Origin of the sequence: Luteibacter sp. (assembly GCF_051958795.1) — a bacterium.
In the GTDB taxonomy this organism is placed as follows: Bacteria; Pseudomonadota; Gammaproteobacteria; order Xanthomonadales; family Rhodanobacteraceae; genus Luteibacter.
Genome location: NZ_JBQCFT010000249.1, coordinates 1 through 25,929, shown reverse-complemented (window position 1 = coordinate 25,929; position 25,929 = coordinate 1). Strand labels below are relative to the sequence as shown.

27 protein-coding genes and 1 pseudogene are annotated in these 25,929 nt (G+C 65.9%); 11 read left to right on the top strand and 17 right to left on the bottom strand.

Annotated elements, in window-relative coordinates:
* Positions 1-163: 163 nt before the first annotated feature.
* Positions 164-610, top strand: a complete 447-nt coding sequence (locus ACTHLF_RS12680) for a hypothetical protein (RefSeq protein WP_440327751.1) — start codon at positions 164-166, stop codon at positions 608-610.
* Here ACTHLF_RS12680 and ACTHLF_RS12675 read toward each other — a convergent pair whose 3' ends face one another.
* Entirely contained in the window at positions 611-1,651 is a 1,041-nt protein-coding gene (locus ACTHLF_RS12675) for a LysR family transcriptional regulator (RefSeq protein ID WP_440327707.1), read from the bottom strand.
* Between the two features lie 136 nt (positions 1,652-1,787).
* On the opposite strand from ACTHLF_RS12675, the gene aceB reads away from it, so the two are divergent.
* The 3 genes from aceB to ACTHLF_RS12660 all read left to right on the top strand — a co-directional run bounded on the left by aceB (position 1,788) and on the right by ACTHLF_RS12660 (position 5,326).
* Positions 1,788-3,386 (top strand): malate synthase A, encoded by a 1,599-nt coding sequence (aceB, locus tag ACTHLF_RS12670; protein WP_440327706.1) that lies wholly within the window; start codon positions 1,788-1,790, stop codon positions 3,384-3,386.
* A 22-nt stretch (positions 3,387-3,408) separates the two neighbouring features.
* A complete protein-coding gene (gene aceA, locus ACTHLF_RS12665) occupies positions 3,409-4,698 on the top strand; it encodes an isocitrate lyase (protein ID WP_440327705.1) in 1,290 nt (429 codons plus the stop codon).
* Positions 4,699-4,927: 229 nt separating this feature from the next.
* Complete coding sequence (locus ACTHLF_RS12660; RefSeq protein ID WP_440327749.1) at positions 4,928-5,326, top strand: DUF6338 family protein; 399 nt, start codon at positions 4,928-4,930, stop codon at positions 5,324-5,326.
* A 246-nt stretch (positions 5,327-5,572) separates the two neighbouring features.
* Here ACTHLF_RS12660 and ACTHLF_RS12655 read toward each other — a convergent pair whose 3' ends face one another.
* Entirely contained in the window at positions 5,573-7,072 is a 1,500-nt protein-coding gene (locus ACTHLF_RS12655) for a YifB family Mg chelatase-like AAA ATPase (RefSeq protein WP_440327704.1), read from the bottom strand.
* 182 nt (positions 7,073-7,254) lie between these two features.
* Positions 7,255-7,509 (bottom strand): ubiquinone biosynthesis accessory factor UbiK, encoded by a 255-nt coding sequence (ubiK, locus tag ACTHLF_RS12650; RefSeq protein ID WP_440327703.1) that lies wholly within the window; start codon positions 7,507-7,509, stop codon positions 7,255-7,257.
* 176 nt (positions 7,510-7,685) lie between these two features.
* Here ubiK and glnK point away from each other — a divergent pair, with 176 nt between their 5' ends.
* On the top strand, positions 7,686-8,024 hold the full coding sequence (gene glnK, locus ACTHLF_RS12645; RefSeq protein WP_440327702.1) for a P-II family nitrogen regulator: 339 nt from the start codon (positions 7,686-7,688) through the stop codon (positions 8,022-8,024).
* Between the two features lie 8 nt (positions 8,025-8,032).
* On the opposite strand, the gene ACTHLF_RS12640 is transcribed toward glnK, so the two are convergent.
* Positions 8,033-8,584, bottom strand: a complete 552-nt coding sequence (locus ACTHLF_RS12640) for a DUF1453 domain-containing protein (RefSeq protein WP_440327701.1) — start codon at positions 8,582-8,584, stop codon at positions 8,033-8,035.
* Between the two features lie 182 nt (positions 8,585-8,766).
* Positions 8,767-9,507, bottom strand: a complete 741-nt coding sequence (gene gpmA, locus ACTHLF_RS12635; protein WP_440327700.1) for a 2,3-diphosphoglycerate-dependent phosphoglycerate mutase — start codon at positions 9,505-9,507, stop codon at positions 8,767-8,769.
* 144 nt (positions 9,508-9,651) lie between these two features.
* Here gpmA and ACTHLF_RS12630 point away from each other — a divergent pair, with 144 nt between their 5' ends.
* Complete coding sequence (locus tag ACTHLF_RS12630) at positions 9,652-10,320, top strand: hypothetical protein (protein WP_440327699.1); 669 nt, start codon at positions 9,652-9,654, stop codon at positions 10,318-10,320.
* Here ACTHLF_RS12630 and hemF read toward each other — a convergent pair.
* Together hemF and ACTHLF_RS12620 are read right to left on the bottom strand one after the other, a co-directional pair.
* Positions 10,317-11,219: an oxygen-dependent coproporphyrinogen oxidase gene (gene hemF / locus ACTHLF_RS12625; RefSeq protein WP_440327698.1), complete on the bottom strand. Its 903-nt coding sequence runs from the start codon at positions 11,217-11,219 to the stop codon at positions 10,317-10,319. The two genes, ACTHLF_RS12630 and hemF, sit on opposite strands and share 4 nt — an antisense overlap.
* 89 nt (positions 11,220-11,308) lie before the next feature.
* Positions 11,309-12,010 carry a YdcF family protein gene (locus ACTHLF_RS12620; protein WP_440327697.1) on the bottom strand — a complete coding sequence of 234 codons (702 nt, stop codon included), beginning with the start codon at positions 12,008-12,010 and terminating at the stop codon, positions 11,309-11,311.
* A gap of 129 nt (positions 12,011-12,139) precedes the next feature.
* On the opposite strand from ACTHLF_RS12620, the gene ACTHLF_RS12615 reads away from it, so the two are divergent.
* From ACTHLF_RS12615 to ACTHLF_RS12600, 4 genes are read left to right on the top strand one after another with little or no spacing between them, the layout of a single operon-like run.
* Entirely contained in the window at positions 12,140-13,330 is a 1,191-nt protein-coding gene (locus tag ACTHLF_RS12615; protein ID WP_440327696.1) for a beta-ketoacyl-[acyl-carrier-protein] synthase family protein, read from the top strand.
* Positions 13,327-14,127, top strand: a complete 801-nt coding sequence (locus tag ACTHLF_RS12610) for a beta-ketoacyl synthase chain length factor (protein WP_440327695.1) — start codon at positions 13,327-13,329, stop codon at positions 14,125-14,127. Before ACTHLF_RS12615 ends, ACTHLF_RS12610 begins: the two co-directional genes overlap by 4 nt.
* Positions 14,124-14,885: a glycosyltransferase family 2 protein gene (locus ACTHLF_RS12605; RefSeq protein ID WP_440327694.1), complete on the top strand. Its 762-nt coding sequence runs from the start codon at positions 14,124-14,126 to the stop codon at positions 14,883-14,885. Before ACTHLF_RS12610 ends, ACTHLF_RS12605 begins: the two co-directional genes overlap by 4 nt.
* A 23-nt stretch (positions 14,886-14,908) precedes the next feature.
* On the top strand, positions 14,909-16,504 hold the full coding sequence (locus ACTHLF_RS12600) for an NAD(P)/FAD-dependent oxidoreductase (protein ID WP_440327693.1): 1,596 nt from the start codon (positions 14,909-14,911) through the stop codon (positions 16,502-16,504).
* Positions 16,505-16,511: 7 nt separating this feature from the next.
* On the opposite strand, the gene ACTHLF_RS12595 is transcribed toward ACTHLF_RS12600, so the two are convergent.
* The 4 genes from ACTHLF_RS12595 to ACTHLF_RS12580 form a co-directional block, all read right to left on the bottom strand.
* Entirely contained in the window at positions 16,512-16,967 is a 456-nt protein-coding gene (locus ACTHLF_RS12595) for an ApeP family dehydratase (protein ID WP_440327692.1), read from the bottom strand.
* A complete protein-coding gene (locus tag ACTHLF_RS12590) occupies positions 16,960-17,904 on the bottom strand; it encodes an LpxL/LpxP family acyltransferase (protein ID WP_440327691.1) in 945 nt (314 codons plus the stop codon). Before ACTHLF_RS12590 ends, ACTHLF_RS12595 begins: the two co-directional genes overlap by 8 nt.
* Positions 17,901-18,209 (bottom strand): hydroxymyristoyl-ACP dehydratase, encoded by a 309-nt coding sequence (locus ACTHLF_RS12585; RefSeq protein WP_440327690.1) that lies wholly within the window; start codon positions 18,207-18,209, stop codon positions 17,901-17,903. Before ACTHLF_RS12585 ends, ACTHLF_RS12590 begins: the two co-directional genes overlap by 4 nt.
* 63 nt (positions 18,210-18,272) lie before the next feature.
* Positions 18,273-18,545 carry a phosphopantetheine-binding protein gene (locus ACTHLF_RS12580; protein ID WP_440327689.1) on the bottom strand — a complete coding sequence of 91 codons (273 nt, stop codon included), beginning with the start codon at positions 18,543-18,545 and terminating at the stop codon, positions 18,273-18,275.
* Positions 18,546-18,722: 177 nt separating this feature from the next.
* On the opposite strand from ACTHLF_RS12580, the gene ACTHLF_RS12575 reads away from it, so the two are divergent.
* On the top strand, positions 18,723-19,709 hold the full coding sequence (locus tag ACTHLF_RS12575; RefSeq protein ID WP_440327688.1) for a pteridine-dependent deoxygenase: 987 nt from the start codon (positions 18,723-18,725) through the stop codon (positions 19,707-19,709).
* Positions 19,710-19,821: 112 nt separating this feature from the next.
* On the opposite strand, the gene glmU is transcribed toward ACTHLF_RS12575, so the two are convergent.
* The 6 genes and pseudogenes from glmU to ACTHLF_RS12545 form a co-directional block, all read right to left on the bottom strand.
* Positions 19,822-21,195 (bottom strand): bifunctional UDP-N-acetylglucosamine diphosphorylase/glucosamine-1-phosphate N-acetyltransferase GlmU, encoded by a 1,374-nt coding sequence (gene glmU, locus ACTHLF_RS12570; RefSeq protein WP_440327687.1) that lies wholly within the window; start codon positions 21,193-21,195, stop codon positions 19,822-19,824.
* 88 nt (positions 21,196-21,283) lie between these two features.
* Positions 21,284-22,366: a hypothetical protein gene (locus ACTHLF_RS12565; protein ID WP_440327686.1), complete on the bottom strand. Its 1,083-nt coding sequence runs from the start codon at positions 22,364-22,366 to the stop codon at positions 21,284-21,286.
* Positions 22,367-22,468: 102 nt separating this feature from the next.
* Positions 22,469-22,894: a F0F1 ATP synthase subunit epsilon gene (locus ACTHLF_RS12560; protein ID WP_440327685.1), complete on the bottom strand. Its 426-nt coding sequence runs from the start codon at positions 22,892-22,894 to the stop codon at positions 22,469-22,471.
* A 43-nt stretch (positions 22,895-22,937) separates the two neighbouring features.
* A complete protein-coding gene (atpD, locus tag ACTHLF_RS12555; protein WP_440327684.1) occupies positions 22,938-24,350 on the bottom strand; it encodes a F0F1 ATP synthase subunit beta in 1,413 nt (470 codons plus the stop codon).
* A gap of 73 nt (positions 24,351-24,423) precedes the next feature.
* Positions 24,424-25,332 (bottom strand): F0F1 ATP synthase subunit gamma, encoded by a 909-nt coding sequence (gene atpG, locus ACTHLF_RS12550; protein ID WP_440327683.1) that lies wholly within the window; start codon positions 25,330-25,332, stop codon positions 24,424-24,426.
* Between the two features lie 62 nt (positions 25,333-25,394).
* Positions 25,395-25,929, bottom strand: a pseudogene (locus ACTHLF_RS12545) (F0F1 ATP synthase subunit alpha); the annotation flags it as partial.

The window sequence follows — 25,929 nt, the reverse complement described above, 5'->3', positions numbered from 1 at the left end:
GAAAGCGAACGTTGTACATAGCGGGAGCCGTCGTGACATTTACCACCACGAGCCGATAGCTACGCGGCCCAAGCTGATGTGCGGATGACACGTTCGGTCGGAAACGGATGACAGACTTTTGCTGGCGAGGTCAGGCAACGTGCACGCCTCCCTGGAGGAAAGCATGGAAATTCGACCAAAGCCCCTGCCTTCGCTGCGACTCGATCAACTCGGAGCCTCTCGCGGCACGGATGATCAAGTAAAACGGACGCGACAGGGCATGTCCGGAGGTGCGGCGCAGGCGCTCGCACAGCTTGACCTTACGAAAGTCCGGCCCAGTCAGCTGGATCCCCTTGCCGTGCAGCTCATGGAGGAAGGCAAGTTGACCGAAGAGGTGGCGTCGGAACTGATTCTCTTCAGGAACTCTGGCGCGCGAAACCTGGCTGACGATCGTCCGTTCAACTTGATAGAGGCAGCCGAGCGCGCTGCCAGGGTAGTGGGTTCGATGTCGCCGATGCATTCCGCCGCGAAATATCGCAGCGCCTACGACGGAGCCCTCTACGGCGCGAAGGGAATGTTGACGCTGATCAAGGCGCTGCGAACCGGCAACGCCGTCGACGTGCGCGCGTAGTCACCGCTCCGAATGCCCCGACTCATCGTAATCCCGGTGCGTAAGCAACCCCGGCTTGATCAGGTCGATGAACGCGCGCGCTTCCGGGCTGAGGAACTTACCCTTCCGCATCACCACGCCGTAGCTTCGTTGCGGGAAGTACTGTCGAAGGTTGCGCACGACGAGCCGCTCACGGTCGGCATCGGTAATGCAGATACCAGTAACGATCGAAATACCCAGCCCCATCGCCACGTATTGCTTGATGACGTCCCAACCACCCACTTCGATCGCGACGGTGTACGGCACGCGCCTCTGCTGGAACACCATGTCGACCAGGCGGAAGGTCGTGAGCCGTTGTGGAGGAAGGATCAGCCCGTACGGCGAAAGGTCTTCGAGACGAATGGTGTCCTGCGATGCCAGCGGGTGATCCGGCGGCATGATCAACATCGGGTCGTAGTGGTAGACCGGAGCCCAGGCGATGTCGTTGGGCACGTCGAGCATCGAACCGATGGCGATGTCCGCCTCGTCGGCGCGTAGCAATGCCATGCCGTCCTTCCCGGTCACGTTGGCGAGTTGCAGGTGCACATCGGGGTAGCGCTCGCGGTAAGCCTTCACCAGGTCGGGGAGCAGGTACTGGATGGTCGAGGCGCCGGCCGCCACGACTAGGCGGCCGGACTGCTTGCCGCGCGTCTTCGCGATGAACTCCCGGTCGAGGTTCTCGAAACCCTCGACGAGGGGGCGGGCCATTTCGTAGAGCGCCTCACCCGCGTCGGTCAGCGTGACGCGGCGGCGGGTGCGCTCGACCAGCGGCATCCCCAGCTCCCGCTCCAGCGCTTGCAGCTGCAGGCTCACTGATGGCTGAGACAGGAAGAGCGCCTCCGCCGCACGGCTGAGGGTGCCGAGCCGCGTTATGTACACGAACGCGCGAAGTTGTTTCAGCCGGTTGCCCTTGTAGTAGAAACGGCCGGCTGCGTCGGCGGCGGCCGGGGCAGAATCGGACGCTTTACGCCGCGCGCGGCGTTTCGCAGTCGCGCTCTTAGCTGGATTCAGCTTTCCGGCCATGCGAATTTCTCACTCCAACCAATAAGTTAGATCGTACATTAAGCCTGTTAATGCTATAGATTGAAACATATGCTTTGTCAACGGCGTGGGCGGCGCCGTAGCGTGACCTCCAGACCCGAGTCCGGAGGCAGCGACCATGGCAGTACCCAAGAGCGTGATGAATCCCCTGGAAGGTGTCAGCCTGCACGGCACCGACGAGGCCTTCGCTGACATCCTCACCCACGCCGCGCTGGCCTTCGTGGCGGACCTTCACCGCCGCTTCGACAGCCGCCGGCTCGCCCTCCTGGCCGAACGTACCGCCCGTCAGCAGCGCTATGACGCCGGGGACCTTCCCGATTTCCGCCCTGACACGGCCGCCATCCGCGCGGGCGACTGGACCGTGGCGACGACCCCCTCTGCCCTGCAGGACCGCCGCGTCGAAATCACCGGCCCGGTCGAACGCAAGATGATCATCAACGCGCTCAACTCGGGGGCGAAGGTCTTCATGGCCGACTTCGAGGATTCCAGCGCACCAACGTGGGCCAACCAGATGGAGGGCCAGCGCAACCTGCGCGATGCGGTCGAGGGCACCATCGAATTCACCAGCCCGGAAGGGAAGCGCTACACCGTCATCGACAGTCCCGCCGTCCTGGTCGTACGTCCGCGCGGCTGGCACCTCCCGGAGCGGCATGTCGAGATCGATGGCGACGTCCTCTCCGGCGCCCTGCTCGATTTCGGCCTGTTCGCCTTCCACAACGCCGCGGCATTGCGCGCACAGGATCGCGGCCCGTACTTCTACCTGCCGAAGCTCCAGTCGATGGAAGAAGCCGCGCTCTGGGATGACGTGATGGCCCACGCGGAGGACGTGCTCGCGCTGCCTCCTGGCTGCATGAAGGCCACCGTGCTCATCGAGACGCTGCCTGCGGTGTTCCAGATGGACGAGATCCTGCACGCCTTGCGTACGCGTGTCGTCGGCCTGAACTGCGGGCGCTGGGACTACATCTTTTCCTACCTCAAGACCTTCCGCGCACACGCCGATCGCCTGCTTCCCGAACGCGGCCAGGTGGTGATGACCGTGCCGTTCCTGAAGGCGTATTCGGAACTGCTTATCAAGACCTGCCACCGCCGCGGCGCCTTCGCGATGGGCGGCATGGCTGCACAGATCCCGATCAAGGGCGATGCGGAGGCGAACGATGCCGCCATGGCCAAGGTGCGCGCGGACAAGCTGCGCGAAGTCACGGCGGGCCACGACGGCACCTGGGTGGCTCACCCCGCGCTCGTCCCCGTGGCGATGGAAATCTTCGACGCCCACATGCCCACGCCCAACCAGTTGCACGTTACCCGCGATGACGTCGTGGCGAATCGCGATGCATTGATTGCGCCTGCCATCGGCACCGTCACCCGCACCGGCTTCGACAACAACGTGGAGGTCTGCCTCCGCTACACCGCGGCGTGGCTCGAGGGACAAGGCTGCGTGCCGATCCACAACCTCATGGAAGATGCCGCGACGGCTGAAATCGCGCGCGCGCAGCTGTGGCAGTGGCTGCATCACGGCCCCGTGGAGTTCAGCGACCACGCACCCATCACCCTGCCCCTTTTCGACCAGGCGCTCGCAGCACATACCCACCGCCTTCGCGAATCGAAGCTGCCCGGTGCGGCGCGCGCCGACGAAGCGGCTGCACTGATCAGTGCCCTTACCCATTCAAACGAACTGCGCGACTTCCTCACCCTGCCCGCCTACGAACGACTGGCCTGATACCTCTCCAAGGAGTACGACGATGAAGACGCACACTGCCGAACAGATCACGCTCGACTGGAAGAACAACGAACGCTGGAACAGCGTCGAACGCCCCTACACCGCCGAGGACGTGGTGCGCCTGCGTGGCACCGTGCAGGTGGAATACACCCTGGCCCGACGTGGCGCCGATCGCCTGTGGCGCTCCATGCAGGAACGGCCTTACGTGAACGCGCTCGGCGCGCTCACCGGCAACCAGGCCATGCAACAGGTGAAGGCCGGCCTGCAGGCCATCTATCTCTCGGGCTGGCAGGTCGCGGCCGATGCGAATACCGCGGGCACCATGTACCCCGACCAGTCGCTGTACCCGGTCGACTCCGTGCCCAACGTCGTGCGCAAGATCAACAAGACATTGCTGCGCGCCGACCAGATCCACCACGCCGAAGGCAAGGATGGCCTCGACTGGCTGGTGCCGATCGTCGCCGACGCGGAAGCCGGGTTCGGCGGCGTGCTCAACGCCTACGAGCTCATGATGCACATGATCGAAGCGGGCGCCGCCGGCGTGCACTTCGAGGACCAGCTCGCCAGCGCCAAGAAATGCGGACACATGGGCGGCAAGGTCCTCGTGCCGACGCAGGAGGCCGTGCAGAAGCTGGTGGCCGCGCGCCTTGCCGCCGACGTCGCCGGCGTTCCCACGCTGATCGTCGCGCGTACCGACGCGATGGGCGCGGGGCTCGTCACCTCCGATATCGACGAGAACGACAAGGCCTTCCTCACGGGCAAACGCACCGTGGAGGGCTTCTATGAAACACGGCAGGGCATCGAACAGGCGATCAGCCGCGGCCTCGCCTACGCCCCCTATGCCGACCTGATCTGGTGCGAGACATCCACGCCCGACATGGATGAGGCACGCCGCTTCGCCGAGGCGATCCATGCAGAGTTCCCCGGGAAGAAGCTGGCCTACAACTGCTCGCCGAGCTTCAACTGGAAGAAGAACCTGGATGAGAAAACGATCGCCAGCTTCCAGAACGACCTGGGCAAGCTCGGGTACGCGTTCCAGTTCATCACGCTCGCGGGCTTCCACGCCCTGAACTACTCCATGTTCCAGTTGGCCCGCGGTTACCGTGACCACCAGATGGAGGCGTACGTCGCGTTGCAAGAGGCTGAGTTCGCCGCCGAGAAGGATGGCTACACGGCTGCGAAGCACCAGCGCGAGGTCGGCACGGGATACTTCGATCGCGTGAACCAGGTGATCTCGGGCTCGCTGAGCTCGCTGTCGGCGCTGTCCGGCTCCACGGAGGAAAGCCAGTTCCACCCTGCCTCGGCAGCCTGATCCCCAGGGAGAACGCGCAAAAAAAATCGGCCATCACCAAAGGGGTGGGCCGACCTAAAAACGTGTATCGAAGGGGATGTAAAGGCCGGTCCCGGTGCTGGCGCGGGGGGAGGGAGGGTATCCAGCACCGGGACGGGGCAGGCAGTCATTATCAAACCGCCTAGTACAGAATTCTCCGCCTCCATCCACCCATTTGTCAACTAGGCAGTACATGAAATAAGTATTAACTCTGACGGGGGATGGCCCGTGGACAGCCGAGAGCACACTCTTCGCTCGATTGGTTACTGCAGTCGTCGCGGGTGCCGGCATGAGCGTTGCAGCAAATCACGACTACCTGTTCGATTGGCTTCGTCGACTTGGCGCGACGCAGCGCACGTCGTATCCGAGCGAATGGTTCGGTGTGTTTTCACAACAGCACCGATTCGTTACGCTGAATTTGAAAGATGGCTCACGCTTGAGCGGATGGCCGAGTGTCTGGCCGGAAAGCTCGGAAAAAGGTCACTTTTTCGTTACTGAAAGCGCCTGGGACGATGACGATGCCTCACCGACAACGACTACGTCTAAGGACATTCTCATCAACGTCACCGATGTGGCACGAGTTGAATTCAATTCTCGATCACGCTCATGAAAACAAAAAAGAAAGACCCGCCCATCCCTCGCGCTTATCGATACCTGAACTACAACCCGCCACCTGACTTCCCACCGCCTGACTGGATGCTGGACAGGTGCGAAGACCTCGCGCGCAAGTGGCGCTCACCGCCCGAGACCACCAAGGAACCGGAGGATCAGTGACGCGATGTCATCCACCTTCTCGTCCAGCGCAAAATGCCCTGCATCGAGTTGGTGGATTTCCGCTTTCGGGAGATCACGCGCCCTAGAACCGCCGGTAGTGCATCGCCTCGGCGAGATGCACCTGCTCGACACAGCCACTGCCGCCTTCGATATCGGCGATCGTTCGCGCAACGCGGAGGATGCGGTGATAAGCGCGGGCCGATGCGCCGAGCTTGTCGAGGGCACTCTCCAGCCAGTCACGCTCGGCGGAAGGCAGCGCGCAATCGCGCTCGAGGTTCACGACGCTGAGTTCCGCGTTCGGCTGGCCTGCGCGCAGCAGGGCCTTCTCTCGTGCGGCGATGACGCGCTTGCGCACCGTCGCGGTGTCATCGTCGTGGGGACCACGTACAGCGGATAGCTCCGCGATCGATACGCGCGGCACCTCGACGCAGAGATCGATGCGATCGAGCAGCGGCCCGGAAATCTTCGCTTTGTAGCGCGCGACCTGGTCAGGCGTGCAACGGCACTCGTGATGCGGATCGCCCTGGTAACCACAGGGACACGGGTTCATGGCGGCGACGAGCTGGAACTCCGCCGGGAACGTGGACTGGCGGGCAGCGCGTGAGATGACGATCTGCCCCGATTCCAGCGGCTCGCGGAGTACCTCGAGTACATGCCGGCTGAACTCAGGCAGCTCGTCGAGAAACAGCACGCCGTTGTGCGCGAGCGAAATCTCTCCAGGGCGCGGCGACGATCCACCGCCGACAAGAGCCGGGCCGGACGCCGTGTGATGAGGAGCGCGGAACGGCCGGCGCCGCCAGGCGGTCGGATCGATGCCCTCGCCCGCCAGCGAACGGATGGCGCAGCTCTCGAGCGCTTCCGACTCGGTCATGGCCGGCAGGATGCCTGGCAGCCGCTCGGCGAGCATGGTCTTGCCGGTGCCGGGCGGACCGATGAGGAGTAGATGGTGTCCACCCGCCGCGGCGATCTCGAGCGCACGGCGCGCCTGGTGCTGGCCGCGCACGTCGCGCATGTCGGGCCCGCCGGCCAGGATGTCGTCGAAATCCGGCGACGCGGGCGTGGCCAGTTCGCCACTGCCGCGCAACCACGCACAGACTTCGGCAAGGCTATCGGCCAGGAGGATGTCGCCCTCGCCGATCAACGCGGCCTCGGCGGCGTTGGCCCGGGGCACCACGATGCGCCTGCCGCAACGGCGGGCGCGGATCAGTGCCGGGAGGATGCCCGGGACCGGGCGCAGTTCGCCCGAGAGCGCGAGCTCACCGAGGAATTCACACACGTCCAGGCGCTCGCGCGGCACCTGCGAGCCCGCCGCGAGGATGCCCAGGGCAATCGCGAGATCGAAGCGCCCGCCGTCTTTCGGGAGTTCCGCCGGGGCGAGGTTCACCGTCACCCGGCGGTTCGGGTATTCGAAAGCCGTGTTCTGTATGGCCACGCGGACGCGATCACGCGCCTCACGTACGGCCGCCTCGGGCAAGCCGACGATGGACGTGGATGGCAGGCCGCCGGAAAGGTGGACCTCGACGACCACCTGGGGCGCCGCGACACCCTCCTGCGCGCGCGAAAGCGTGACAGCGAGGCTCATGAGGCGGGGAATCGTAACCGCTTACGCATAGGAAGCGGCAGCGAACGGCTGTGATCCATGCCGGACCGGGTTCGCATATCGCACACTCCTTTGCGCGGGATGGGGAAATAACCGCCCCCGACCGCTCTCGGGGTGAGGGTGACGGATCGGGGGCGGTCCCGGGACCTTGCGGCCGTCCTTGTTTACTGGCCGCCAGGCGTGGCGCCGGCCTCGAGGCTGGCGACCCGCTTTTCCAAGCTTTCGAGCCTTTCGCGGGTCCGTGCGAGTACCTGGCTCTGAACGTCGAATTCCTCTCGAGTTACGAGATCGAGGCGGCGTAATCCATTCGCCAGGACATCTTTAAAGTTGGCGTGCAGATCCTCACGCGCTTGCGCCAACCCTGGCGGAACCAACGATGCCAACCGCTGAGCGAGTTGGTCGATACCCTGCACATCCATCCTGCTACCCCGACGTCGTGGAATAAATTCTAGGTGAATGGTTTGTAGGCGCTATCAGCCTTCACCCCTACGTAGTGTAGGGTTTTTCCTACAAACCACCCAAGGCGGTCGGGGCGGAGGCCTATGGCACAATGGTCGTCCGCGTGCCGCAGCCGGTGCGCCCCAAGGAGTTCTACATGAAGCTGGTGGTCGCCATCATCAAGCCGTTCAAGCTGGACGACGTCCGCGAAGCCCTCGCCGATGTAGGCGTCCAGGGGGTGACCGTGACGGAGGTGAAGGGCTTCGGCCGGCAGAAGGGCCACACCGAGCTATACCGCGGCGCCGAGTATGTGGTTGATTTCCTTCCGAAGATCAAACTCGAGGTGGCCGTGGCCGACGATCAGCTCGAGCGGGTGGTCGAGGCGATCCAGCAGGCGGCCCGGACAGGGAAGATCGGTGACGGCAAGATTTTCGTCAGCGCGCTCGACCAGGTCGTGCGCATCCGTACCGGCGAACTCGACAACGACGCCCTTTAAGAAGGGGCTCAGGCGGCCTGGCCCAGCGCCTGCCGTTTGAACCGGCGGTGGTGGATCAGGATCCCCGCGTAGTAAGCCAGGTAGTAACCCAGCGTCAGGCCGACAATGGCCATGGTAAGCGGGCTGTCGCCCGGCGCCGGGCCATGGGCGGGCGCCGCGCCGGTATGCAGGGCGGTACCTACGATCGCGAACCGGTAGACCATGCGGCCGACCAGCAACGCCGTGAGGGCGGCGCCGAGCCATGGGTTCGGTGTATAGCCATCGGCCCGGTCGGTACCGATCTCGAACCGGGTGAGCTTCAGGCCCAGCATGGCGAGCGCACCGCCGATGACCAGGCCTGCCAGTGCCCCTTCGGCCAGCTTCAGGCTGACAAAACCACTCGTCATCAGCAAGCAGGCGACCACGGCGAAGATGCCGACGCGCACCGCCATCTTCCGCGTATGGATGACCTGGCGCCCGAAATTACGGCGCACGCGGCGGTAGACGACCCAGCACATCAGGGCGGCCATGGCGACCGGGACGTAGGCGGAGGCGGGCTGGGCGGCGACCTGGGCAAGCATGGCGGGCTCTCGTGTTGGCGGGTGTGGGACTACGTTAGCGGTGCGGGTTCGGAAGCCACAGATGCAGTCGCCATCCTTTCCGGGTGACGGTTGTCAGGGAGGGCATCGCGCGCAAGCGCGCTCCCACAAAGGAGGACCCGGATCCGCGCGGCGCGCCAGGCGCGCGCCGCGGGATGCCTGCGTCAGGCCTTCGCCTTGCCCTGGTTGGCCACGGCGGCCATCTTGGCGGCGATTTCGTCGGCATCGCCCAGGTAGTAGCTCTTCGTCGGCTTCAGGTCCTTGTCGAACTCATAGACGAGCGGAATGCCATTGGGGATGTTGAGTTCGGCGATGTCGTCGTCCGAGATGTTGTCGAAGAACTTGACCAGTGCGCGCATGGAATTGCCGTGGGCGGCCATGAGCACGTTGTTGCCGGCCTTGATGGCGGGGGCCAGCACCTCATGCCAGTACGGCAGCACGCGCGCCACGGTGTCCTTAAGGCACTCCGTCAGGGGGACCTCGGCGATGCCGTCGTAGCGGGCGTCGCCAGCGAACGACATCTCGCCCGGCTTGAGCGCCGGGGGCGGCGTGTCGTAGCTGCGGCGCCAGACCTTGACCTGGTCATCACCGTACTTCGCCGCCGTCTCCGCCTTGTTCAGGCCGGTGAGGGCGCCGTAGTGGCGCTCGTTGAGGCGCCAGTCGGTGACGACCGGGATCCACATCAGGTCCATTTCGTCCTGGACGTGCCACAGGGTGCGGACGGCGCGCTTCAGGTAGGAGGTGTGGGCCACGTTGAAGGTGAAACCGGCTTCCTTGAGCAGGCGGCCGGCCTCGCGGGCCTCGGCGACGCCCTGTTCGCTGAGGTCGACATCGGCCCAGCCGCTGAAGCGGTTCTCGAGGTTCCAGGCCGACTGGCCGTGGCGGATCATGACGAGCTTGTACATGGCATCCAACGATGGGAGGGGAAAATCCCATGGTGGAACGGCGGGTGGAGGGCGTCAACTACGCCCCCCTGCCGCAAGTCACGCTAAACCTTGCGCGGCGTTGGCGCATCCTACGAGTCCAGTCCACCCGTGGAGCACCACACCATGCGCGTCACCCTGCTGTCGGCCGTTATCGCTCTCTCCCTCTCCGCCACCGCCTTTGCCGCTGACGACGTCAGCAAGGTCAACGGCACTGCCAGCGTCGAAGCCGGCGCCCACGCGGGCGATGTCAGCTCGGTCAACGGCTCCGTCCGCATCGGCGACAAGGCCGTGATCGAAACGGCCAGCACCGTGAACGGCTCCGTCGACCTCGGTGATGGCGCCTCAGCCGAGGCAGTGAAGACGGTGAATGGCGCACTCACGCTTGGCGAGCGCGCGCAGGTCAAGGGCGAGGTCGAGAACGTCAACGGTCGGGTCGAGCTGAAGAACGGCGCCGATGTGAAGGGCCACCTCAGCAACGTCAACGGCACCATCCTGATGGATCACGCCCATGTGGGCGGTGGCATCGAAACGGTCAACGCCAGCATCACCGTCGGCGAGGGCTCGAAGGTGGATGGCGGCATCCTGGTCAAGAAGCCGAACTGGGGCTGGCATAGCGAGAACAACCGCCCGCCGACCATCATCATCGGGCCGCACGCGGTCGTCAGCGGCACGATGACCTTCGAGCGCGAAGTAAAGCTTTACGTCAGCGACTCGGCCACCGTCGGCAAGATCGAAGGCGCCACCCCGCAGAAATTCAGCGGCAGCGCCCCATCAGGGAACCGTGGGACCTAGAGCCAATCCCGCGGCTTCAGGTACTCCACAAGCTTAGCCTCGGCGCTCTCCGGCGCCGGGGCATACCCATATTCAAACCGCACCCGCGGCGGCAGGCTCATCAGGATCGATTCCGTACGCCCGCCCGATTGCAGGCCGAACAGCGTGCCACGGTCGTAAACCAGGTTGAACTCCACGTAGCGGCCGCGCCGGTACAGCTGGAATTCCGTCTCGCGCTCACCGTACGGCGTATCCCTGCGCCGCCCGACGATGGGTAGGAACGCGTCGAGGAAACCCTGGCCGACATCACGTGTGAAGTTCATGCAGCGCTCGAACCCGCCCTCGTTCAGGTCGTCGTAGAACAGGCCGCCGACGCCACGCGTCTCGCCGCGATGCTTCAGGTAGAAGTACTCATCGCACCACTTCTTGTAGCGGTCGTAAACATCGTCGCCATACGGCGCGCAGAGGTCCCGCGCCACCGTGTGCCAGTGGCGCACATCCTCATCGAACGGGTAATACGGGGTGAGGTCGAAGCCGCCACCGAACCACCACACCGGCTCCGCGCCCTCCCGCGAGGCTTCGAAGTAGCGGACGTTCGCATGCGTGGTTGGGATGTACGGGTTGCGCGGATGGATGACCAGCGACACGCCCGTGGCGATGAAGCTGCCACCGACAAGATCAGGCCGGTGGGCCGTGGCGCTGGGCGGCAAGGGCGAGCCCGCGACGCGCGAGAAGTTCACGCCGGCCTGTTCGAACACCGCGCCCTCACGAAGCACCCGGGTGCGGCCACCGCCACCTGCCGGCCGGGTCCATGCGTCTTCTACGAATCGCGCTTCGCCGTCGGCTTCTTCGAGGGCGGCGCAGATACGATCCTGCAGCCCGCGCAGGAACGATTCGGCGATATCGGCTTGTTCGGACATGGGGCGCGCAGCCTCGTTTAGGGATGGCACAAGCTTACCAAGCGCGCCAGCGCAGCCCGCTGCGGCAAGCGGCCGCGTGGGGCTGATGCTCAGGAAAGACGCTCGACCACCCGCTGGTTGCCCGTGAGGCGGGCCCAGCGAAAGCCCATGTCGATCCACATGAGGTAGCCGGCCTCCAGGGCCATGCGCCGGATATAACGGGCGCCGCCGGGGAATGCCGGTTCCGCCGCGACCGGCGTGGCTTCGAACGCCAGCCGCCGGGCGAGGTACAGGCAACGCGCGAGGTGGTAGCGGCTGGTCACCAGGGCGACGGAAGGAAGGCCTGCATCGCAACGCAGGATTTCGCGCGCATGGCGAAGGTTCTCCAGCGAATCGATCGACTCCTGTTCCAGCGTGAGCGGCACTTCAGCGGGCCACCCGCCATCCTGCAGCCAGCGACGTCCTGCTTCGGCTTCGCTGATGGGACCACCATCGCTGCGGCCACCCAACAGGAGCACATGCGGTGCCAGGCCATCGCGCGCCTGGACGCGGGCGCGGTCCAGCCGGCTGATGAAATCGGCCTCAAGCTGGCCGCCGACGAGCTTTCGACCGAACACCAGCAACGTTTGCGGTGCCCGCGACCGGACCGGGCTCAGGGTGGCGACGCGCCAGACGCGCACGAAGTGCGCCACGTACAGCAGCCCGAGGCTCCCCACGAGCGCGAGCAGCGTGATACCTGCGGCGACGAGGATGTCGCCGTCGCCCAGGTAACGCCAGGGTCCACGACGCATGGTTTTGGGTAACCCGTTCATCGCATGCGGCTTCCTTGGGGCGGCCAGTCTTGCGGATCGGGCGCGGTGGCGCAATCGCCTGGCCCGCTGACATGCCGTTCACGAGACGCTAGGGCTCAAAAAGGATAGGCTCCCGGAATGCCTCATCCCATGCCTCCTTTAGCGATCACCGCGTACACGGCCACGTCGGCCCTTGGACGCGGCAATGAAGCCCACGCGCGCGCCATCGCCGACTCGGTCGGCGGCCTTGCACCCAACGATTTCTCCACCGCGCCCCTGCCCTGCTGGATCGGCCGGGTAGCGGGCCTGGAAGACGAACCGCTGCCACGCGAGCAGGCGCAGTGGGAGTGCCGGAACAACCGTCTCGCCTGGCTCGCGCTGCGGCAGGATGGCTTTATCGATGCCGTGACCGCGGCGCGCCAGCGCTATGGCGCATCGCGCGTCGCCGTCCTGCTCGGCACCTCCACCGCCAGCATCGGCGCGACCGAGGAGGGCTACCGCCGGCTCGAGAACGGCGCGATGCCGGCCGACCTGCTCCGCCCCGCCATCCATACGCCGCATTCGCTGGCCGGGTTCGTCGCCCGCACGTTCGACCTCGAAGGGCCTTGCCTCACCGTGGCGACCGCGTGCTCTTCCAGCGCCAAGGTCTTCGCCAACGCGGAACGCATGATCCGCCTTGGCCTCATCGATGCCGCGGTGGTCGGTGGCGTCGATACGCTGTGCGACAGCGTGCTGTTCGGCTTCAACTCGCTCGAGCTCGTGTCCAGCGAACCGTGCCGGCCGTTCGATGCGAACCGCAACGGCATCTCGCTCGGCGAGGCCGGTGGTTTTGCGTTGATCGAACGTGCTACCGAAGAAGGTTCCGCACCGCTCTTCATCGGCTACGGCGAGGCCAGCGACGCCCACCACATGTCGACGCCACACCCGGAAGGGCTCGGCGCCGAACTCGCGTTGCGCGACACGCTGGCGCGCGCCGGGATCGAACCGGGCGATGTCGACTACATCAACCTGCATGGCACCTCCAGCCAGAAGAACGACGAAGTCGAGGCCGCACTCGTGGCGCGCAGCTTCCCTGCGACCACCCGTGCCAGTTCGACCAAGGGCTTCACCGGCCACACGCTTGGCGCGGCGGGCATCGTCGAGGCCGTGCTCACGCTGCTGGCGATGCGCGACGGCACCGTCCCCGCGAACCTCGGCGCCACCACGCCCGATCCGCTCTGTGGCCCGCAGATGGCATGGCAGTCGGAGAAGGCCGACCTGCATATCGCCCTGAGTAATTCGTTCGGCTTCGGCGGTAACAACGCCTGCCTGGCCTTCGCCCGCCCGGGAGCCGCCGCATGAGCGCCGCGCTGAGCGTATGGGTGAAGGGTATCGGCCTGTGGGCACCGGGCACGCCGACGTGGCACGCGTTCCGCGAAGTCGCCACGGGCGATGCGGTGCCGGGCGCGACCGAACGCCCGGTGGCCGAGGTACTGCCGCCGAATGAACGGCGTCGCGCGCCGGAGAGCGTGTTGCTGGCCGCCGCCGCGGCGGGCCAGGCGGTGGCGATGAGCGGGCTCGACGCGGCCAGCCTGCCCTGCGTCTTCGCCTCGACCCATGGCGACCAGGTCATCACCGACTACATGTGCGAAACGCTGGCCACCGCGCCGGCCGAACTCTCGCCGACCAAGTTCCACAACTCCGTGCATAACGCACCCGCGGGCTACTGGACCATCGCCACGCATTGCCACGCGGCATCGAGCGCGGTGTCGGGCGGTGAGGAAAGTTTCGGCGCCGGCTTGCTCGAGGCCGCGACCCAAGCGGTGGCCGATGACCGCGACGTGCTGCTCGCCAGTTACGACATCGCCGGCACCGGCCCGCTCGGTGGGATGACCAGCACCACGGGCCCGTTTGCCTCGGCGCTGGTGCTGTCACCGCGCGCCGACGGCGCCGCGATCCGCCTGGATATCACGCCGGAGCCCGGCAACAGCGGGCGCGAAGCAAGTGGCGATGCGTGGATGGATGGCATCACCGAGAGCAACCCGTCCGCGCATGCCGTGCCGTTTTTCCGCGTGCTCGCCGCGGCGCGCTCCGCAGCGCTTCGCGTCTCCGCAGCGCGCGGGCTCGACCTGCATATCGACATCACCACCACGGCATGAACGTCGCCGGCCACCGTTACTGCGTGCTGATTCCCTGCCTCAATGAAGAGCAGGCTATCGCAGGCGTGGTCGGTGACGCGATGTCGCTGGGCATGCCGGTCATCGTGGTCGATGACGGATCGGATGACCGGACGCCTTCCATCGTGGCGTCGATGGGCGTGACCCTGCTCCGCCATGACACGCGGCGCGGCAAGGGTGAGGCACTGCGCACCGGCTTCCGCGAAGCCATGCGCCACGGTTTCGATGGTGTCTTCACGATGGATGGCGACGGGCAACACCTCGCCGCCGACATCCCTGCCATGCTCGAAGCGAGCCGCCAGCATCCGGGGGCCATCGTCATCGGCGCCCGCCTGCTGGAGAAGGAACAGCAGCCGCCTGGCCGGCGCCGCGCGAACGCGGTCGCCGACTGGGGTATCTCATGGGCCTGCGGGCGGCCGATCGCCGACACGCAGAGCGGCCAGCGCTTTTATCCGCGCGCGGCGCTCGATCTCGTCGACCTGCCCGCCGAGAATTTCGTCTTCGAAGCCGCGGTGCTGATCACCGCATGCCGCGAGCGCGGGATAGGCGTCGTTTCCGTACCCATCGCGTCGCGTTATGAAGGCGCGTTCCGCATCAGTCATTTCAGCCCGGTGCGCGATGTCACGCGCATCACGACCTACACGATCGGCCGCGTGTTCCACTATGGCCATATCGTCGACAGCTACCGGCGTTCGCGCGCAACACCGACCATTATCAGCGACGCCACGACAACACATTGAAACGCAACCAAAGGGTGGAAGGGATGGACCACAAGATGCACGACGCAGTGATCCTCGGGGGAGGACTCGCAGGACTTTCGCTGGCGATGCAGTTGAAGCGCGCTTATCCGGACATGGATATCGTGGTGCTGGAGCGGCACACCCGCCCCCTGCCCGAAGCCGCCTTCAAGGTCGGCGAATCCACCGTCGAAATCGCCGCGCACTACTTCGCCGACACGCTCGGCCTGCTCGACCACCTCGAGACCGAGCAGATCCGCAAGTTCGGCTTCCGATTCTTCTTCTCCGATGGCAAGGATGACCTGGCCGACGTGACCGAGCTTGGCGTCAGCGCCGTGCTGCCTACGCCGAGCTACCAGATCGATCGCGGCATCCTGGAAAACTTCATGGGCGAGGAAGCGGCGCGTCGTGGCATCGATTTCCGCGAAGGCGTCACCGTCCGGGGCTTCGACATCGGCAGCGGCGATGCACCCCACACCATTCGCGTGAAGAGTGAAGCCGGCGAATCGGAACTGCAGGCCCGCTGGCTGCTCGATGCCAGTGGCCGCGCCGGGCTCATGCGCCGCAAGCTCGACCTGACGCGCGACAACGGACACCACGCGAACGCCGTGTGGTTCCGCATCGACGACCGCCTGGCGATCGATGACTGGTGCGGCGATGCCGAATGGAAGGATCGCTGCCACCCGCCCGAGCGCTGGCGCTCGACCAACCATATGGTCGGCCCAGGCTATTGGGTGTGGCTGATCCCGCTCGCATCCGGGGCGCATTCGGTCGGCATCGTGGCCGATGCGAAGATCCAGCCGCTGGAATCGATGAACACCTTCGACAAGGCCCTGGCATGGCTTTGGGAGCACCAGCCCGTGCTGGCGAAGCAGGTCGAGGCGCGCAAGGAAAAACTGCTCGACTTCGCCTTCTTCCGCAACTACTCGTACGGTTGCTCGCGCATGTTCTCCCCGGATCGCTGGGCGCTGACGGGCGAGGCCGGCGCGTTCCTCGATCCGTTCTACTCGCCGGGCAGCGACTTCATCGCCATCACCAATACCTACATCACCCAGCTGGTTGGCATCGATCGCCGCGGCGAGGCACTGGCGTCGCGGGCCCGCCTGTTCGAGCGCCTGTTCTTCTCGTTCTACGACAGCACGCTGCGCATGTATCGCGGGCAATACAACCTGTTCGGTGACCCGGAAGTACTCCCGACCAAGGTGATCTGGGATTACGCGTACTACTGGGGCGTGCTCTGCCAGATCGTGTTCCAGGACCGGCTCGGTGATGCCGACTTCATCACGCACATGGCACCCGAGCTGACCGGCAGCGCCGAGCTCAACATCGAGATGCAGGGGTTCTTCCAGCGCTGGCACGCGGTATCGCACAAGCGCAACCACCGGCACATGATGGACCAGCGCGACCTGACCTGGTTCGCCGACATGAACCGCACGCTGCACGATGTGCTCGACGATGAATCACTGGCCGAGCGCCTGCGTAACAACGTGCGGATGATGCGCTTGCTCGCAGCCAACGCCATCGAGCAGGCGGCCGCGGAGCATCCCTTGTTGCTCGAGGGCTACGAGCATCTCGTCGATATCGAAGGCGTGCGGACGAAGCTGTTCGATCGCGTCGCCTGAGGCAGCCTCAGGCCGGGTGGATCACCGCCGCCCGGCCGCTGGCGATCTCGCGGCCTTCGTGCTCGATGCGGAAGGTGTATTGCGCGCCGGACTCGTCGGCAAGCAGGCATTCGGCGAACACATCGAGGCGACCCGGCAGGTCGTCGATCCGCTCCACCGCCAGCTTCACGCCGCGCAGGCTCACCAGCATGCCCGGACGGGGCTGCGTCGCGCCCGCCGCTTTGGCCCGCAGTGCGCCGTGTACCGCCGTGGCCTGCGCACCGTATTCGGCGAGATGCACCGCGTGGAGTCCGTCTTCACCGCGCAACGGGTGCGTTGGTGCGACATGGTCCGTGCTCACCGCGTGGATCGTGTCGGCGTCGAACGCCACCACGCCATCGAGCAGGCACATGTCGCCCGCGTGCGGCACGAGGTAGGCGAAGTCCGCCCTGGTGAGCGTCGGTTGTGGCTGTCCGTCAGGCATCGGCGTGCTGTACCGGCTGGGGAACAACGGCTGCGGTTGCACCGTCGGCCTCCTGCCAGAAATCGTAGAAGTTGAACCAGTTGAACGGGTACAGGCGGCAATAGTGCTCGAGCCGCGAGGCGAAGCGGGCCATGATCGCCTCGAGTGCTTCGGCGCGGGACGCACGCGGGATGTCGATACCTTCGGAGAAGGTTTCGAACACCAGCCGGTAGCGATTACCGCCGAGATAGATGCCGAAGCACAGCACCACGGGAATCTTCAGCGCCGACGCTAGCAACCAGGGGCCGACCGGGAACGATGCGGGGGTACCGAGGAACGGCACGACGCGCGAGGCTTCGTGCGGATTGCCACGGTCGGCGAGCAGGGCCACCATGCCGCCTTTCGCGGCGCCCTCGGCCATGGCGAGGGCGACCGACGTGCCGCCGAGCGAGGCGTCGATCACGGCGGCACCCACGTCCGGGGCGAGCGCTTCCAGCAAGGCCGTCAGCGCAGGGGTCTTCTGCTTGTCGAGGACGACGCGCAGCGGTACGTCCGGGCGGCGCTGGCCGAGCGCGCGCAATGCCTCGAAGCTACCCTGGTGCGACCCCAGGAGGAGAACGCCCTTGCCTTCATCGAGGCAGGCATCCAGCTCGGCGACGCCTTCGGCCTCGACGATGAAGTCGCGCTCGCCGCGCGCCAGGAAGAACATGCGATCAAGCAGCGTCGCCGAGAACATGTGGATGTGGTGGAACACATCCGCATGGGTCACGGGGCGGTTCAGCACGCGCGCGAGGTACAGGCGCGAGGCCAGCCGCTCCGCGGGGCGGCGCAGGAAAAAGTAGAGCGCGATCGGCCATAACAGCAGGCGCGCGACGCGGCGGCCCAGGCGAAGCCCGATCGTGCGGATAAGCCAGATGGCGAAGAACCCACCACCTTCGCGCTGCTGCCAGTGGCTCATGCGCTGCCCTCCAGCGTGCCGCGCAGGAGGGTCGCGTCCCCGCGACGCACCACCACGCGGTAACGGCGCTCACCGGCTTCGCTCAGCTCCAGCACGGCCTCTTCGTCGGGCAGGAGCGGCGCGATGAACTTCGCATCGACGACCTGGCGCACCGACGCATCGCGCCATGCCCTGAGCGCCCGCGCGGCATGCTCGAGGATCAGCACGCCGGCCACGATGGGCCGCCCGGGGAAATGCCCGGCGAAGCTGGGGTGGCCCGCCGCGAAGCGGAAGGCATGTGTGTAGCAGGCGGCGGTGTCGGTCATGGTCGTATGCCGTGTTCGCGCAGAGCAAACCACGGCACGAGGCAGCGTGACCTGAACGGGCCGTCAGGCGGCCGCGCGGTGCTGTTCGATGTGCTCGGACAGGGTGCGCAGGCTCGTGAAGATGGTGCGGTTGTCGGGGTTATCCGACTTCAGCTGGAAGCCGTAACGCTTGGACACCGCGAGGGCGATTTCCAGCGCGTCGATGGAATCCAGCCCGAGGTCGCCACCGAACAGAGGCGCTTCCGGGTCGATATCGGCCGGCTTCACGCTCTCCAGGTTCAGGCTGGTGACGATCAGTTCTGCGAGTTCTTTCTGTGCTTCGGTCTGCGTTGCCATTGGTGTTTCCAGGTCCCCGGATCATGCCTGCCTCCCCCCGGATGGCAGCGGCGGCGGAGTGTAACACAGGGCTTTTCATGCCCTGGCGAGCCTACATTCAGCCACGTGAAGACGCGGCCACGAACGCGTGGCCGGTCGCAGGATATGATGGGGCCCAGCGTTTACATGGAAGCCTCGATGCGCCCAGCCAGCGACATGCGCGAGCGAGCCCCGCTCGCCGCCCGCCCTTCACCGACCGTCACCTACCGCGAGCCGCCGGCTGGCCCGCTGCCGTCGCGCACCCTGGCCGCGTTTGGCTTCGGCCGCGCGGCTCGCGCGATCGACGATCCGCGCTGGCTCGGCGTCGCGCTGGAGCCGCTGGGCGAGGCGCCCGTCGAAGTCTGGACCGTGGATGCGGACGTTACCTACGGCCGTGACGGCGACCTGCGCTGGTCGCGCGGCGGCGGCTGGCTGTATGCCGCCGTGGAGTGCGACGAGGCGGACCACGGCGGTCCGGAAGGCGCGGCAGCGCATGCCTATCGCCAGTTGTCCGCTTTCGTCTCACGCGGGCCGGAATGCCACGTGCAGCGCATCTGGAATTACCTCGGCGCGATCAATGCGGGCGCCGGGGACGATGAGCGCTACAAGTTGTTCTGCAACGGCCGCATCGCCGGCATGGGCGAGGCGTTTGCCCAGGGCTTTCCGGCCGCCTCGGCGATCGGACACCACGCGAGTGAAGGCCTGCTCCAGGTTTACCTGCTGGCAACCGACCGCCCGGGCACCCGCGTCGAGAACCCGCGCCAGGTGAGCGCCTGGCAGTATCCCCGCCAGTACGGCCGCACGCCGCCCAGCTTCGCCCGCGGCACGCTGCTGCCCGCGGACGACCTGCTTGCCATCTCGGGTACCGCCGCGGTCGTCGGACATGCCTCCGCGCACGCCGGCGATCTCGCCGCGCAGCTGGCTGAGACGCGCCGGAACCGCGATGCGCTGCTGGCAAACGGCGGCATTCCCGAAGGATTCGACGCGCGCGCGCCGCTCAAGGCGTATGTGCGCCATCCTGCGGATGCGGCAGAAGTGAAGGCCTTTGCCGACGCCCACTGGCCGGATGCGCCCCTGGTCGTGGTCCACGGCGACATCTGCCGCGAAGAACTGCTCGTCGAGATCGACGGCTGGCGTTACCGCTGACGCGAAACCTGTGTCCGGCAAGCTGTGGGAGTGAGCTTGCGAACGACGGGATCGCGGTAGAGCATCGCTCGCAAGCTCACTCCCACAAGATTCTGCTCGCAGGATGGGCTGGTTATTTCTTGGTCGGACGGTGCCAGCCGGCAATGGTGGTCTGGCGTGCGCGGGCGAGCGTGAGTTCGCCGGCGGGGGCGTCGCGGGTAACCACCGTGCCGGCGCCGATGGTCGAGCCGGCCCCCAGGGTGACGGGCGCAACGAGCGAACTGTTGGAGCCCACGAACACGCCATCCTCGATGGTCGTGCGGCTCTTGTTCACGCCATCGTAGTTGCAGGTAATGGTGCCGGCGCCGATGTTCACCTTGCTGCCGATCACCGTGTCGCCCAGGTACGAGAGGTGGTTAGCCTTCGAGCCCGCCGCGATCACCGCGTTCTTGGTTTCGACGAAGTTGCCGATGTGCACGCCCTCCGCCAGATCAGTACCCGGGCGCAGGCGCGCGAAGGGTCCGATCGTGCAGGGGCCGTGCGTCACCACGCCATCCAGATCGCAATGCGCGAGCACCACCGTGCCGGCGGCTAGCGTCGCGTTACGCACGCGCGTGAACGGCCCGATGCGCACGTCGTTACCGAGCTCCACGTCACCCTCGAGGATGACGTTCACATCGATCTCCACATCGGTACCCGTGGTGACCTTGCCGCGGATATCGATCCGCGACGGATCCGCGATGCGTACCCCGGCGACAGCCAGCCGCCGGGCCATGCGCTCGCGGTACATCGCCTCCCGGCCAGCCAGCTGCCACGGATCGTTGGCACCCGAGGCATCGACGGGGTCGCAGTCGACGCAGGCGGCCGGCGCGCCCTCGGCGGCGGCCATCTCGAAGATATCGGTGAGGTAATACTCGCCCTGCGCGTTGCTGTTGCCGAGACGCTGCGTCCAGTCGAGCAGGCGCTCCGCGTCGCCCGCCACGATGCCGGTGTTCACCACATCGATGGCGCGCTGCGCCGCGCTCGCGTCCTTCTCTTCGACGATGTGGCGCACCTTGCCCTGGGCGTCCAGCACGACGCGGCCATAGCCCGCCGGATTCGGCAGACGCGTGGCGAGCATCGCGAGTCCCGCGTCACCCGCCACGAGGGCAGAGAGGACTTCGCTGCGGATGAGCGGCACGTCGCCGTAGAGCACGAGCACGCGGCCCTCGAGCTTGCCGTCGGCCTGCAGGGCTTCGAGCGCCGTGCGCACGGCGTGGCCGGTGCCCAGCCGCTCGCGTTGTTCGATCCAGCCCAGCGCGGTATCCGCGGCGAAGGCGCGGCGCACCTGCTCGCCATTGTGGCCGTAGACCACATGGACGCCCGCCGGGCCCAGTGCGCGTGCAGCCTCGATGACATGGGCAAGAAGCGGCCTGCCAGCGAGCGGCATCAACACCTTGGCGGATGCGGACTTCATGCGCTTGCCCTCGCCGGCGGCGAGGATCAGGACGTGCAGCGGTGGGGTCATGGGCTTGCCTGCCAGTTTGCCAGGGGCGCACTGTCGCGCGTTTCGGGGCGCCCTGCCAAGTCCGCCGTCCGCACTAACCGGTTGCAGGTCAGTCCTTGTCGTCCTTCGGACGCTCGGTGAGATGCTCGAGATTCGGCTTGTACGCTTCCACGAACGCGTTGTGCAGGATGCCGACAATGGCCTGGCCGACGGACATGTTGCGGCTGTCGATCGTGCCGGAGATGGGCACTCGCGTCGCGAACTGGTCCTTCGACTGGTTCTTGAAGACCTTGGTGACGCCCTCGGCCACGGCCTCGTAAGCGAGCTTCAGCGGGTTCTTCTTCTCCTGCACGACATCCTGCTTCCAGCTGAAGATCTTGAGGTCGTGGAACAGGGGCTTGGCGTAGCCGTTGAGCTTGCGATCCTTCGCCTGGAGTTCCATCACGAAGTCGCCTTCGCCGCCGGCGAAATCCAGGCCGGAATAGGCGCGCACAAGATCGTTGGTGCGCACCAGCTTGATGTTGCGCACGGTGAGCTCGTAGCTGAAGTCGCCCGCTTCCGTGAGCGGGTCGAACTCCGCCTTCGTCTGCAACGGGGCATCGCCGAGGATCCGCGCCGTCGCGTCGAGATGGGCGACGCGCGAGCCACCTTTCCGTTCCACATTGGTGAGGTTGGTGACCGTACCGTTCACCGCGGTCATCTTCAGATCGACCTTTGGGCTCGATACGAAGTTGTGGAACGTGACCGTGCCATCGACGACCCGGAGCTCGTCGATCCGCGTGGGCACGATCGCGCGCAGCTGGGCGCGCCAGTCGACGCCCTTACCGGTCTGGGTATCGCCCTCGCCCTTGCCGTCGACGAAGTTCAGGGTGGGCTCGATGAACTCGACCTTGCCGCGCAGGTGGCCACGGGTCAGGGCCACCCAGCTTAGCGAGATGTCGGTGCGGCGGGCGTCGTAAAGCGGCACGGGGATTTTCCCGTCCACCTTGGTGATGCGCAGGCTGTCGAGGGAGTAGGCACCCCGCCACAAATGGATATCGATATCCTCGATATGCCCGGCGTACGAACCCATCCGCGCCAGTCGCGCATTCAGCTGGTTGAGCACGATGTAAGGCAACGCGATCCGCGCCACGACCAGGACGATCGCGACGGCGAGGAGTACCCACAGGCTGCGGCGGTAGCGAACATGCATATCCGGCAGTGTGAAATGGGCAAGGTCATCGCGGGATGAAGGCCGGGCACAAAAAAACCCCGCCGGCTGGCGGGGTTTCTTTCGAAGCGGTGCGGGCGACGCTTAGTGCTTAAGCGTCTTGCGCAGGCGCTCCAGCGCCTGGAGCTGCGCCAGGGCCTCGGCCAGCTTGGCCTGGGCCTCGGCCACGTCGAGCTGCTCGCCACGGTTGGCCAGGGCGGCCTCCGCCTCTTCCTTCGCCTTCAGGGCTGCGGCCTCGTCGAGGTCGGCCGCGCGGGCAGCCGTATCGGCGAGGATCGTGACGACCTGCGGCTGCACCTCGAGGATGCCGCCGGAGACGTAGAACTGCTGGCGCTCGCCGTTGGTGCCGACCACGTCCACGTGGCCCGGCTTCAGGCGGGTGATGAGCGGTGCGTGGCGCGGCGCGATACCCAGCTCGCCAAGCTCACCGGTGGCGACCACGAGCGTGGCTTCGCCGGAGTAGATCTCGGCTTCGGCGCTGACGATGTCGACGCGGATGGTATGGGTCATGGGCTTCTATTCCGTGCTTGGTTGAGGGGGACGAAGGAGGCGCTTACGCGGCCTTCTTCGCACCCATCTCCTCGCCCTTCTTGATGGCTTCGTCGATGCCGCCAACCATGTAGAAGGCCTGCTCCGGCAGGTGGTCGACGTCGCCGTCCACGATCATCTTGAAGCCGCGGATGGTTTCCTTGAGCGGGACGTACTTGCCCGGCGAGCCCGTGAACACTTCGGCCACGTGGAACGGCTGCGAGAAGAAACGCTCGATCTTGCGGGCGCGCGACACGGCTTCCTTGTCTTCCTGCGACAGCTCGTCCATGCCGAGGATGGCGATGATGTCCTTCAGCTCCTTGTAGCGCTGCAGGGTCTGCTGGACGCGGCGGGCCGTGTTGTAGTGCTCTTCGCCGACGACGCTGGCATCGAGCTGGCGGCTGGTCGAGTCGAGCGGATCCACGGCCGGGTAGATACCCAGCGAGGCGATCGAGCGGCTCAGGGTCACGGTCGCGTCAAGATGCGCGAAGGTGGTGGCCGGCGACGGATCGGTAAGGTCATCCGCGGGCACGTAGACGGCCTGGATCGAGGTGATCGAGCCCGACTTGGTCGAGGTGATGCGCTCCTGCAGGACGCCCATTTCCTCGGCGAGGGTCGGCTGGTAACCCACGGCCGACGGCATACGGCCAAGCAGCGCGGACACTTCGGTACCGGCCAGCGTGTAGCGGTAGATGTTGTCGACGAACAGCAGCACGTCCTTGCCCTTGCCCGACTCATCCTTCTCGTCGCGGAAGTACTCGGCCATGGTCAGGCCGGTCAGTGCGACGCGGAGGCGGTTGCCCGGCGGCTCGTTCATCTGGCCGTACACCATCGCGACCTTGTCGAGAACGTTGGAGTCCTTCATCTCGTGGTAGAAGTCGTTGCCCTCGCGGGTACGCTCACCCACGCCGGCGAACACGGAAAGACCCGAGTGCGCCTTCGCGATGTTGTTGATGAGCTCCATCATGTTGACGGTCTTGCCGACGCCGGCGCCGCCGAACAGGCCGACCTTGCCGCCCTTGGCGAACGGGCACATCAGGTCGATGACCTTGATGCCGGTTTCGAGCAGCTCGCTGGCCGCGGCCTGGTCGTCGTACGACGGGGCTTCGCGGTGGATTTCCCACGCGTCCTGCGCGCCGATCGGGCCGGCTTCGTCGATGGGGTTGCCGAGCACGTCCATGATGCGGCCGAGGGTGGCCTTGCCGACCGGCACCTTGATGCCGGCGCCGGTGTTCACGGCGACGAGGTTGCGGCGCAGGCCATCGGTGGAACCGAGGGCGATGCAACGGACGATGCCGTCGCCGAGCTGCTGCTGCACTTCGAGGGTGATCTCGGTGCCTTCGACCTTCAGTGCGTCGTAGATCTCGGGGACCTGGTCACGCGGGAATTCGACGTCGACGACCGCGCCGATGATCTGGACAACTTTACCCTGGCTCATGGATGTGCTCCGGATGAATCTTTAAGTAGGTTCTGTAGCGGCGCCGCGGAACGCGTCGCCATGGCGTGTTGGGTTAGACCGCGGCGGCGCCGCCCACGATTTCCGAGATTTCCTGGGTAATCGCGGCCTGGCGGGCCTTGTTGTAGCTGAGCGTGAGCTCGCCGATGACCTTGGTGGCGTTGTCGGACGCGGCCTTCATGGCGACCATGCGCGCGGCATGCTCGGAGGCCAGGTTTTCCAGCGCCGCCTGGTACACCACGGACTCGATGTAACGCGTCATCAGGTGCTCGAGCACCGTGCGCGCATCCGGTTCGTAGATGTAATCCCAGTCGTGGGTCTGCTCGACCTTCACGCCTTCCGCAGCCGCACCCTTGGCGTCTTCCAGTTCCTTCGCGACGAGCGAGACCGGCAGCAGCGCCTCGATGACCGGCTTCTGCACGATCGTGTTCACGAAATCGTTGTAGGTCAGGAAAACGCGATCGAGCTTGTTGTCGGTGTAGGCATCGAGGACGACCTTGATGACGCCGATGAGGTCTTCGAGCTTCGGCTTTTCACCGAGGTGCGTGGCCGAACCGATCAGGTTCACGCCCTTGATGCGGCGGAAGAACTGCACGGCCTTCTGGCCCACGGCCACCACATCGACCTCGACACCCTTGCCCTGCCACTCACGGATGGCCGTGAGCATGCGGCGGAACAGGTTGGAGTTGAGGCCACCGGCCAGGCCGCGATCGGTCGAGACGACGATGAACGCGACGCGCGCGACGTTCTCGCGCTCGGTGAGGAACGGATGGGTGAAATCCGTGCTGGCCTGGGCGACGTGGGCGATGACCTTGCGCATCAGGCGCGCATACGGGCGCGAGGCCTTCATCAGGTCCTGCGCCTTGCGGATCTTCGACGCCGAGACCATTTCGAGCGCACGCGTCACCTTGCGCATGTTCTGCGTGCTCTTGATCTTGGTTTTGATTTCGCGGCCGCTTGCCATGGCTTACTCGTCTTTAAGGGGTGACGCAGCGGGGCGGCGGAACCGCCCCGCGTGGGTATCGCTTACCAGCTACCGGTCTTCTTGAACTCGTCGGTGCCCGCCTTGAAGGTGGCCTCGATGTCCTTGTCCCAGTCGCCGGTCTCGTCGATCTTCTTCATCAGATCGGCGTTGTTCTGGCGGAAGAACGCGTGCAGGCCCTTCTCGAACGCCAGCACCTTGTTGACCGGCAGGTCATCGAGGTAGCCCTTCTCGGCAGCGTAGACCGACAGGCCCAGCTCGCCGATGGAGAGCGGCGCGTACTGCGGCTGCTTCATCAGTTCCGTGACGCGCTGGCCACGGTCCAGCTGCGCGCGGGTGGCGGCATCGAGATCGGAAGCGAACTGCGCGAACGCAGCCAGCTCGCGGTACTGCGCGAGCGCGAGCTTCACGCCGCCGGAGAGCTTCTTGATGATCTTGGTCTGGGCGGCACCACCGACGCGCGACACCGAGATACCGGCGTTGACGGGCGGACGGATACCGGCGTTGAACAGATCGGTTTCAAGGAAGATCTGGCCGTCGGTGATCGAGATGACGTTGGTCGGCACGAAGGCCGAGACG

What these genes read in the sequence shown, in the direction of transcription:
- ACTHLF_RS12580 (WP_440327689.1), bottom strand. Translation starts at nt 18,545, where the DNA reads ATGGCAACGCAGACCGAAGCACAGAAAGAACTCGCAGAACTGATCGTC.
- glnK (WP_440327702.1), top strand. Translation starts at nt 7,686, where the DNA reads ATGAAGCTGGTGGTCGCCATCATCAAGCCGTTCAAGCTGGACGACGTC.
- ACTHLF_RS12595 (WP_440327692.1), bottom strand. Translation starts at nt 16,967, where the DNA reads ATGCCTGACGGACAGCCACAACCGACGCTCACCAGGGCGGACTTCGCC.
- ACTHLF_RS12585 (WP_440327690.1), bottom strand. Translation starts at nt 18,209, where the DNA reads ATGACCGACACCGCCGCCTGCTACACACATGCCTTCCGCTTCGCGGCG.
- ACTHLF_RS12600 (WP_440327693.1), top strand. Translation starts at nt 14,909, where the DNA reads ATGGACCACAAGATGCACGACGCAGTGATCCTCGGGGGAGGACTCGCA.
- gpmA (WP_440327700.1), bottom strand. Translation starts at nt 9,507, where the DNA reads ATGTACAAGCTCGTCATGATCCGCCACGGCCAGTCGGCCTGGAACCTC.
- aceB (WP_440327706.1), top strand. Translation starts at nt 1,788, where the DNA reads ATGGCAGTACCCAAGAGCGTGATGAATCCCCTGGAAGGTGTCAGCCTG.
- ACTHLF_RS12590 (WP_440327691.1), bottom strand. Translation starts at nt 17,904, where the DNA reads ATGAGCCACTGGCAGCAGCGCGAAGGTGGTGGGTTCTTCGCCATCTGG.
- ACTHLF_RS12610 (WP_440327695.1), top strand. Translation starts at nt 13,327, where the DNA reads ATGAGCGCCGCGCTGAGCGTATGGGTGAAGGGTATCGGCCTGTGGGCA.
- hemF (WP_440327698.1), bottom strand. Translation starts at nt 11,219, where the DNA reads ATGTCCGAACAAGCCGATATCGCCGAATCGTTCCTGCGCGGGCTGCAG.
- ubiK (WP_440327703.1), bottom strand. Translation starts at nt 7,509, where the DNA reads ATGGATGTGCAGGGTATCGACCAACTCGCTCAGCGGTTGGCATCGTTG.
- ACTHLF_RS12565 (WP_440327686.1), bottom strand. Translation starts at nt 22,366, where the DNA reads ATGCATGTTCGCTACCGCCGCAGCCTGTGGGTACTCCTCGCCGTCGCG.
- ACTHLF_RS12675 (WP_440327707.1), bottom strand. Translation starts at nt 1,651, where the DNA reads ATGGCCGGAAAGCTGAATCCAGCTAAGAGCGCGACTGCGAAACGCCGC.
- ACTHLF_RS12560 (WP_440327685.1), bottom strand. Translation starts at nt 22,894, where the DNA reads ATGACCCATACCATCCGCGTCGACATCGTCAGCGCCGAAGCCGAGATC.
- ACTHLF_RS12640 (WP_440327701.1), bottom strand. Translation starts at nt 8,584, where the DNA reads ATGCTTGCCCAGGTCGCCGCCCAGCCCGCCTCCGCCTACGTCCCGGTC.
- aceA (WP_440327705.1), top strand. Translation starts at nt 3,409, where the DNA reads ATGAAGACGCACACTGCCGAACAGATCACGCTCGACTGGAAGAACAAC.
- ACTHLF_RS12680 (WP_440327751.1), top strand. Translation starts at nt 164, where the DNA reads ATGGAAATTCGACCAAAGCCCCTGCCTTCGCTGCGACTCGATCAACTC.
- glmU (WP_440327687.1), bottom strand. Translation starts at nt 21,195, where the DNA reads ATGACCCCACCGCTGCACGTCCTGATCCTCGCCGCCGGCGAGGGCAAG.
- ACTHLF_RS12575 (WP_440327688.1), top strand. Translation starts at nt 18,723, where the DNA reads ATGCGCCCAGCCAGCGACATGCGCGAGCGAGCCCCGCTCGCCGCCCGC.
- atpG (WP_440327683.1), bottom strand. Translation starts at nt 25,332, where the DNA reads ATGGCAAGCGGCCGCGAAATCAAAACCAAGATCAAGAGCACGCAGAAC.
- ACTHLF_RS12605 (WP_440327694.1), top strand. Translation starts at nt 14,124, where the DNA reads ATGAACGTCGCCGGCCACCGTTACTGCGTGCTGATTCCCTGCCTCAAT.
- atpD (WP_440327684.1), bottom strand. Translation starts at nt 24,350, where the DNA reads ATGAGCCAGGGTAAAGTTGTCCAGATCATCGGCGCGGTCGTCGACGTC.
- ACTHLF_RS12615 (WP_440327696.1), top strand. Translation starts at nt 12,140, where the DNA reads ATGCCTCCTTTAGCGATCACCGCGTACACGGCCACGTCGGCCCTTGGA.
- ACTHLF_RS12630 (WP_440327699.1), top strand. Translation starts at nt 9,652, where the DNA reads ATGCGCGTCACCCTGCTGTCGGCCGTTATCGCTCTCTCCCTCTCCGCC.
- ACTHLF_RS12620 (WP_440327697.1), bottom strand. Translation starts at nt 12,010, where the DNA reads ATGAACGGGTTACCCAAAACCATGCGTCGTGGACCCTGGCGTTACCTG.
- ACTHLF_RS12655 (WP_440327704.1), bottom strand. Translation starts at nt 7,072, where the DNA reads ATGAGCCTCGCTGTCACGCTTTCGCGCGCGCAGGAGGGTGTCGCGGCG.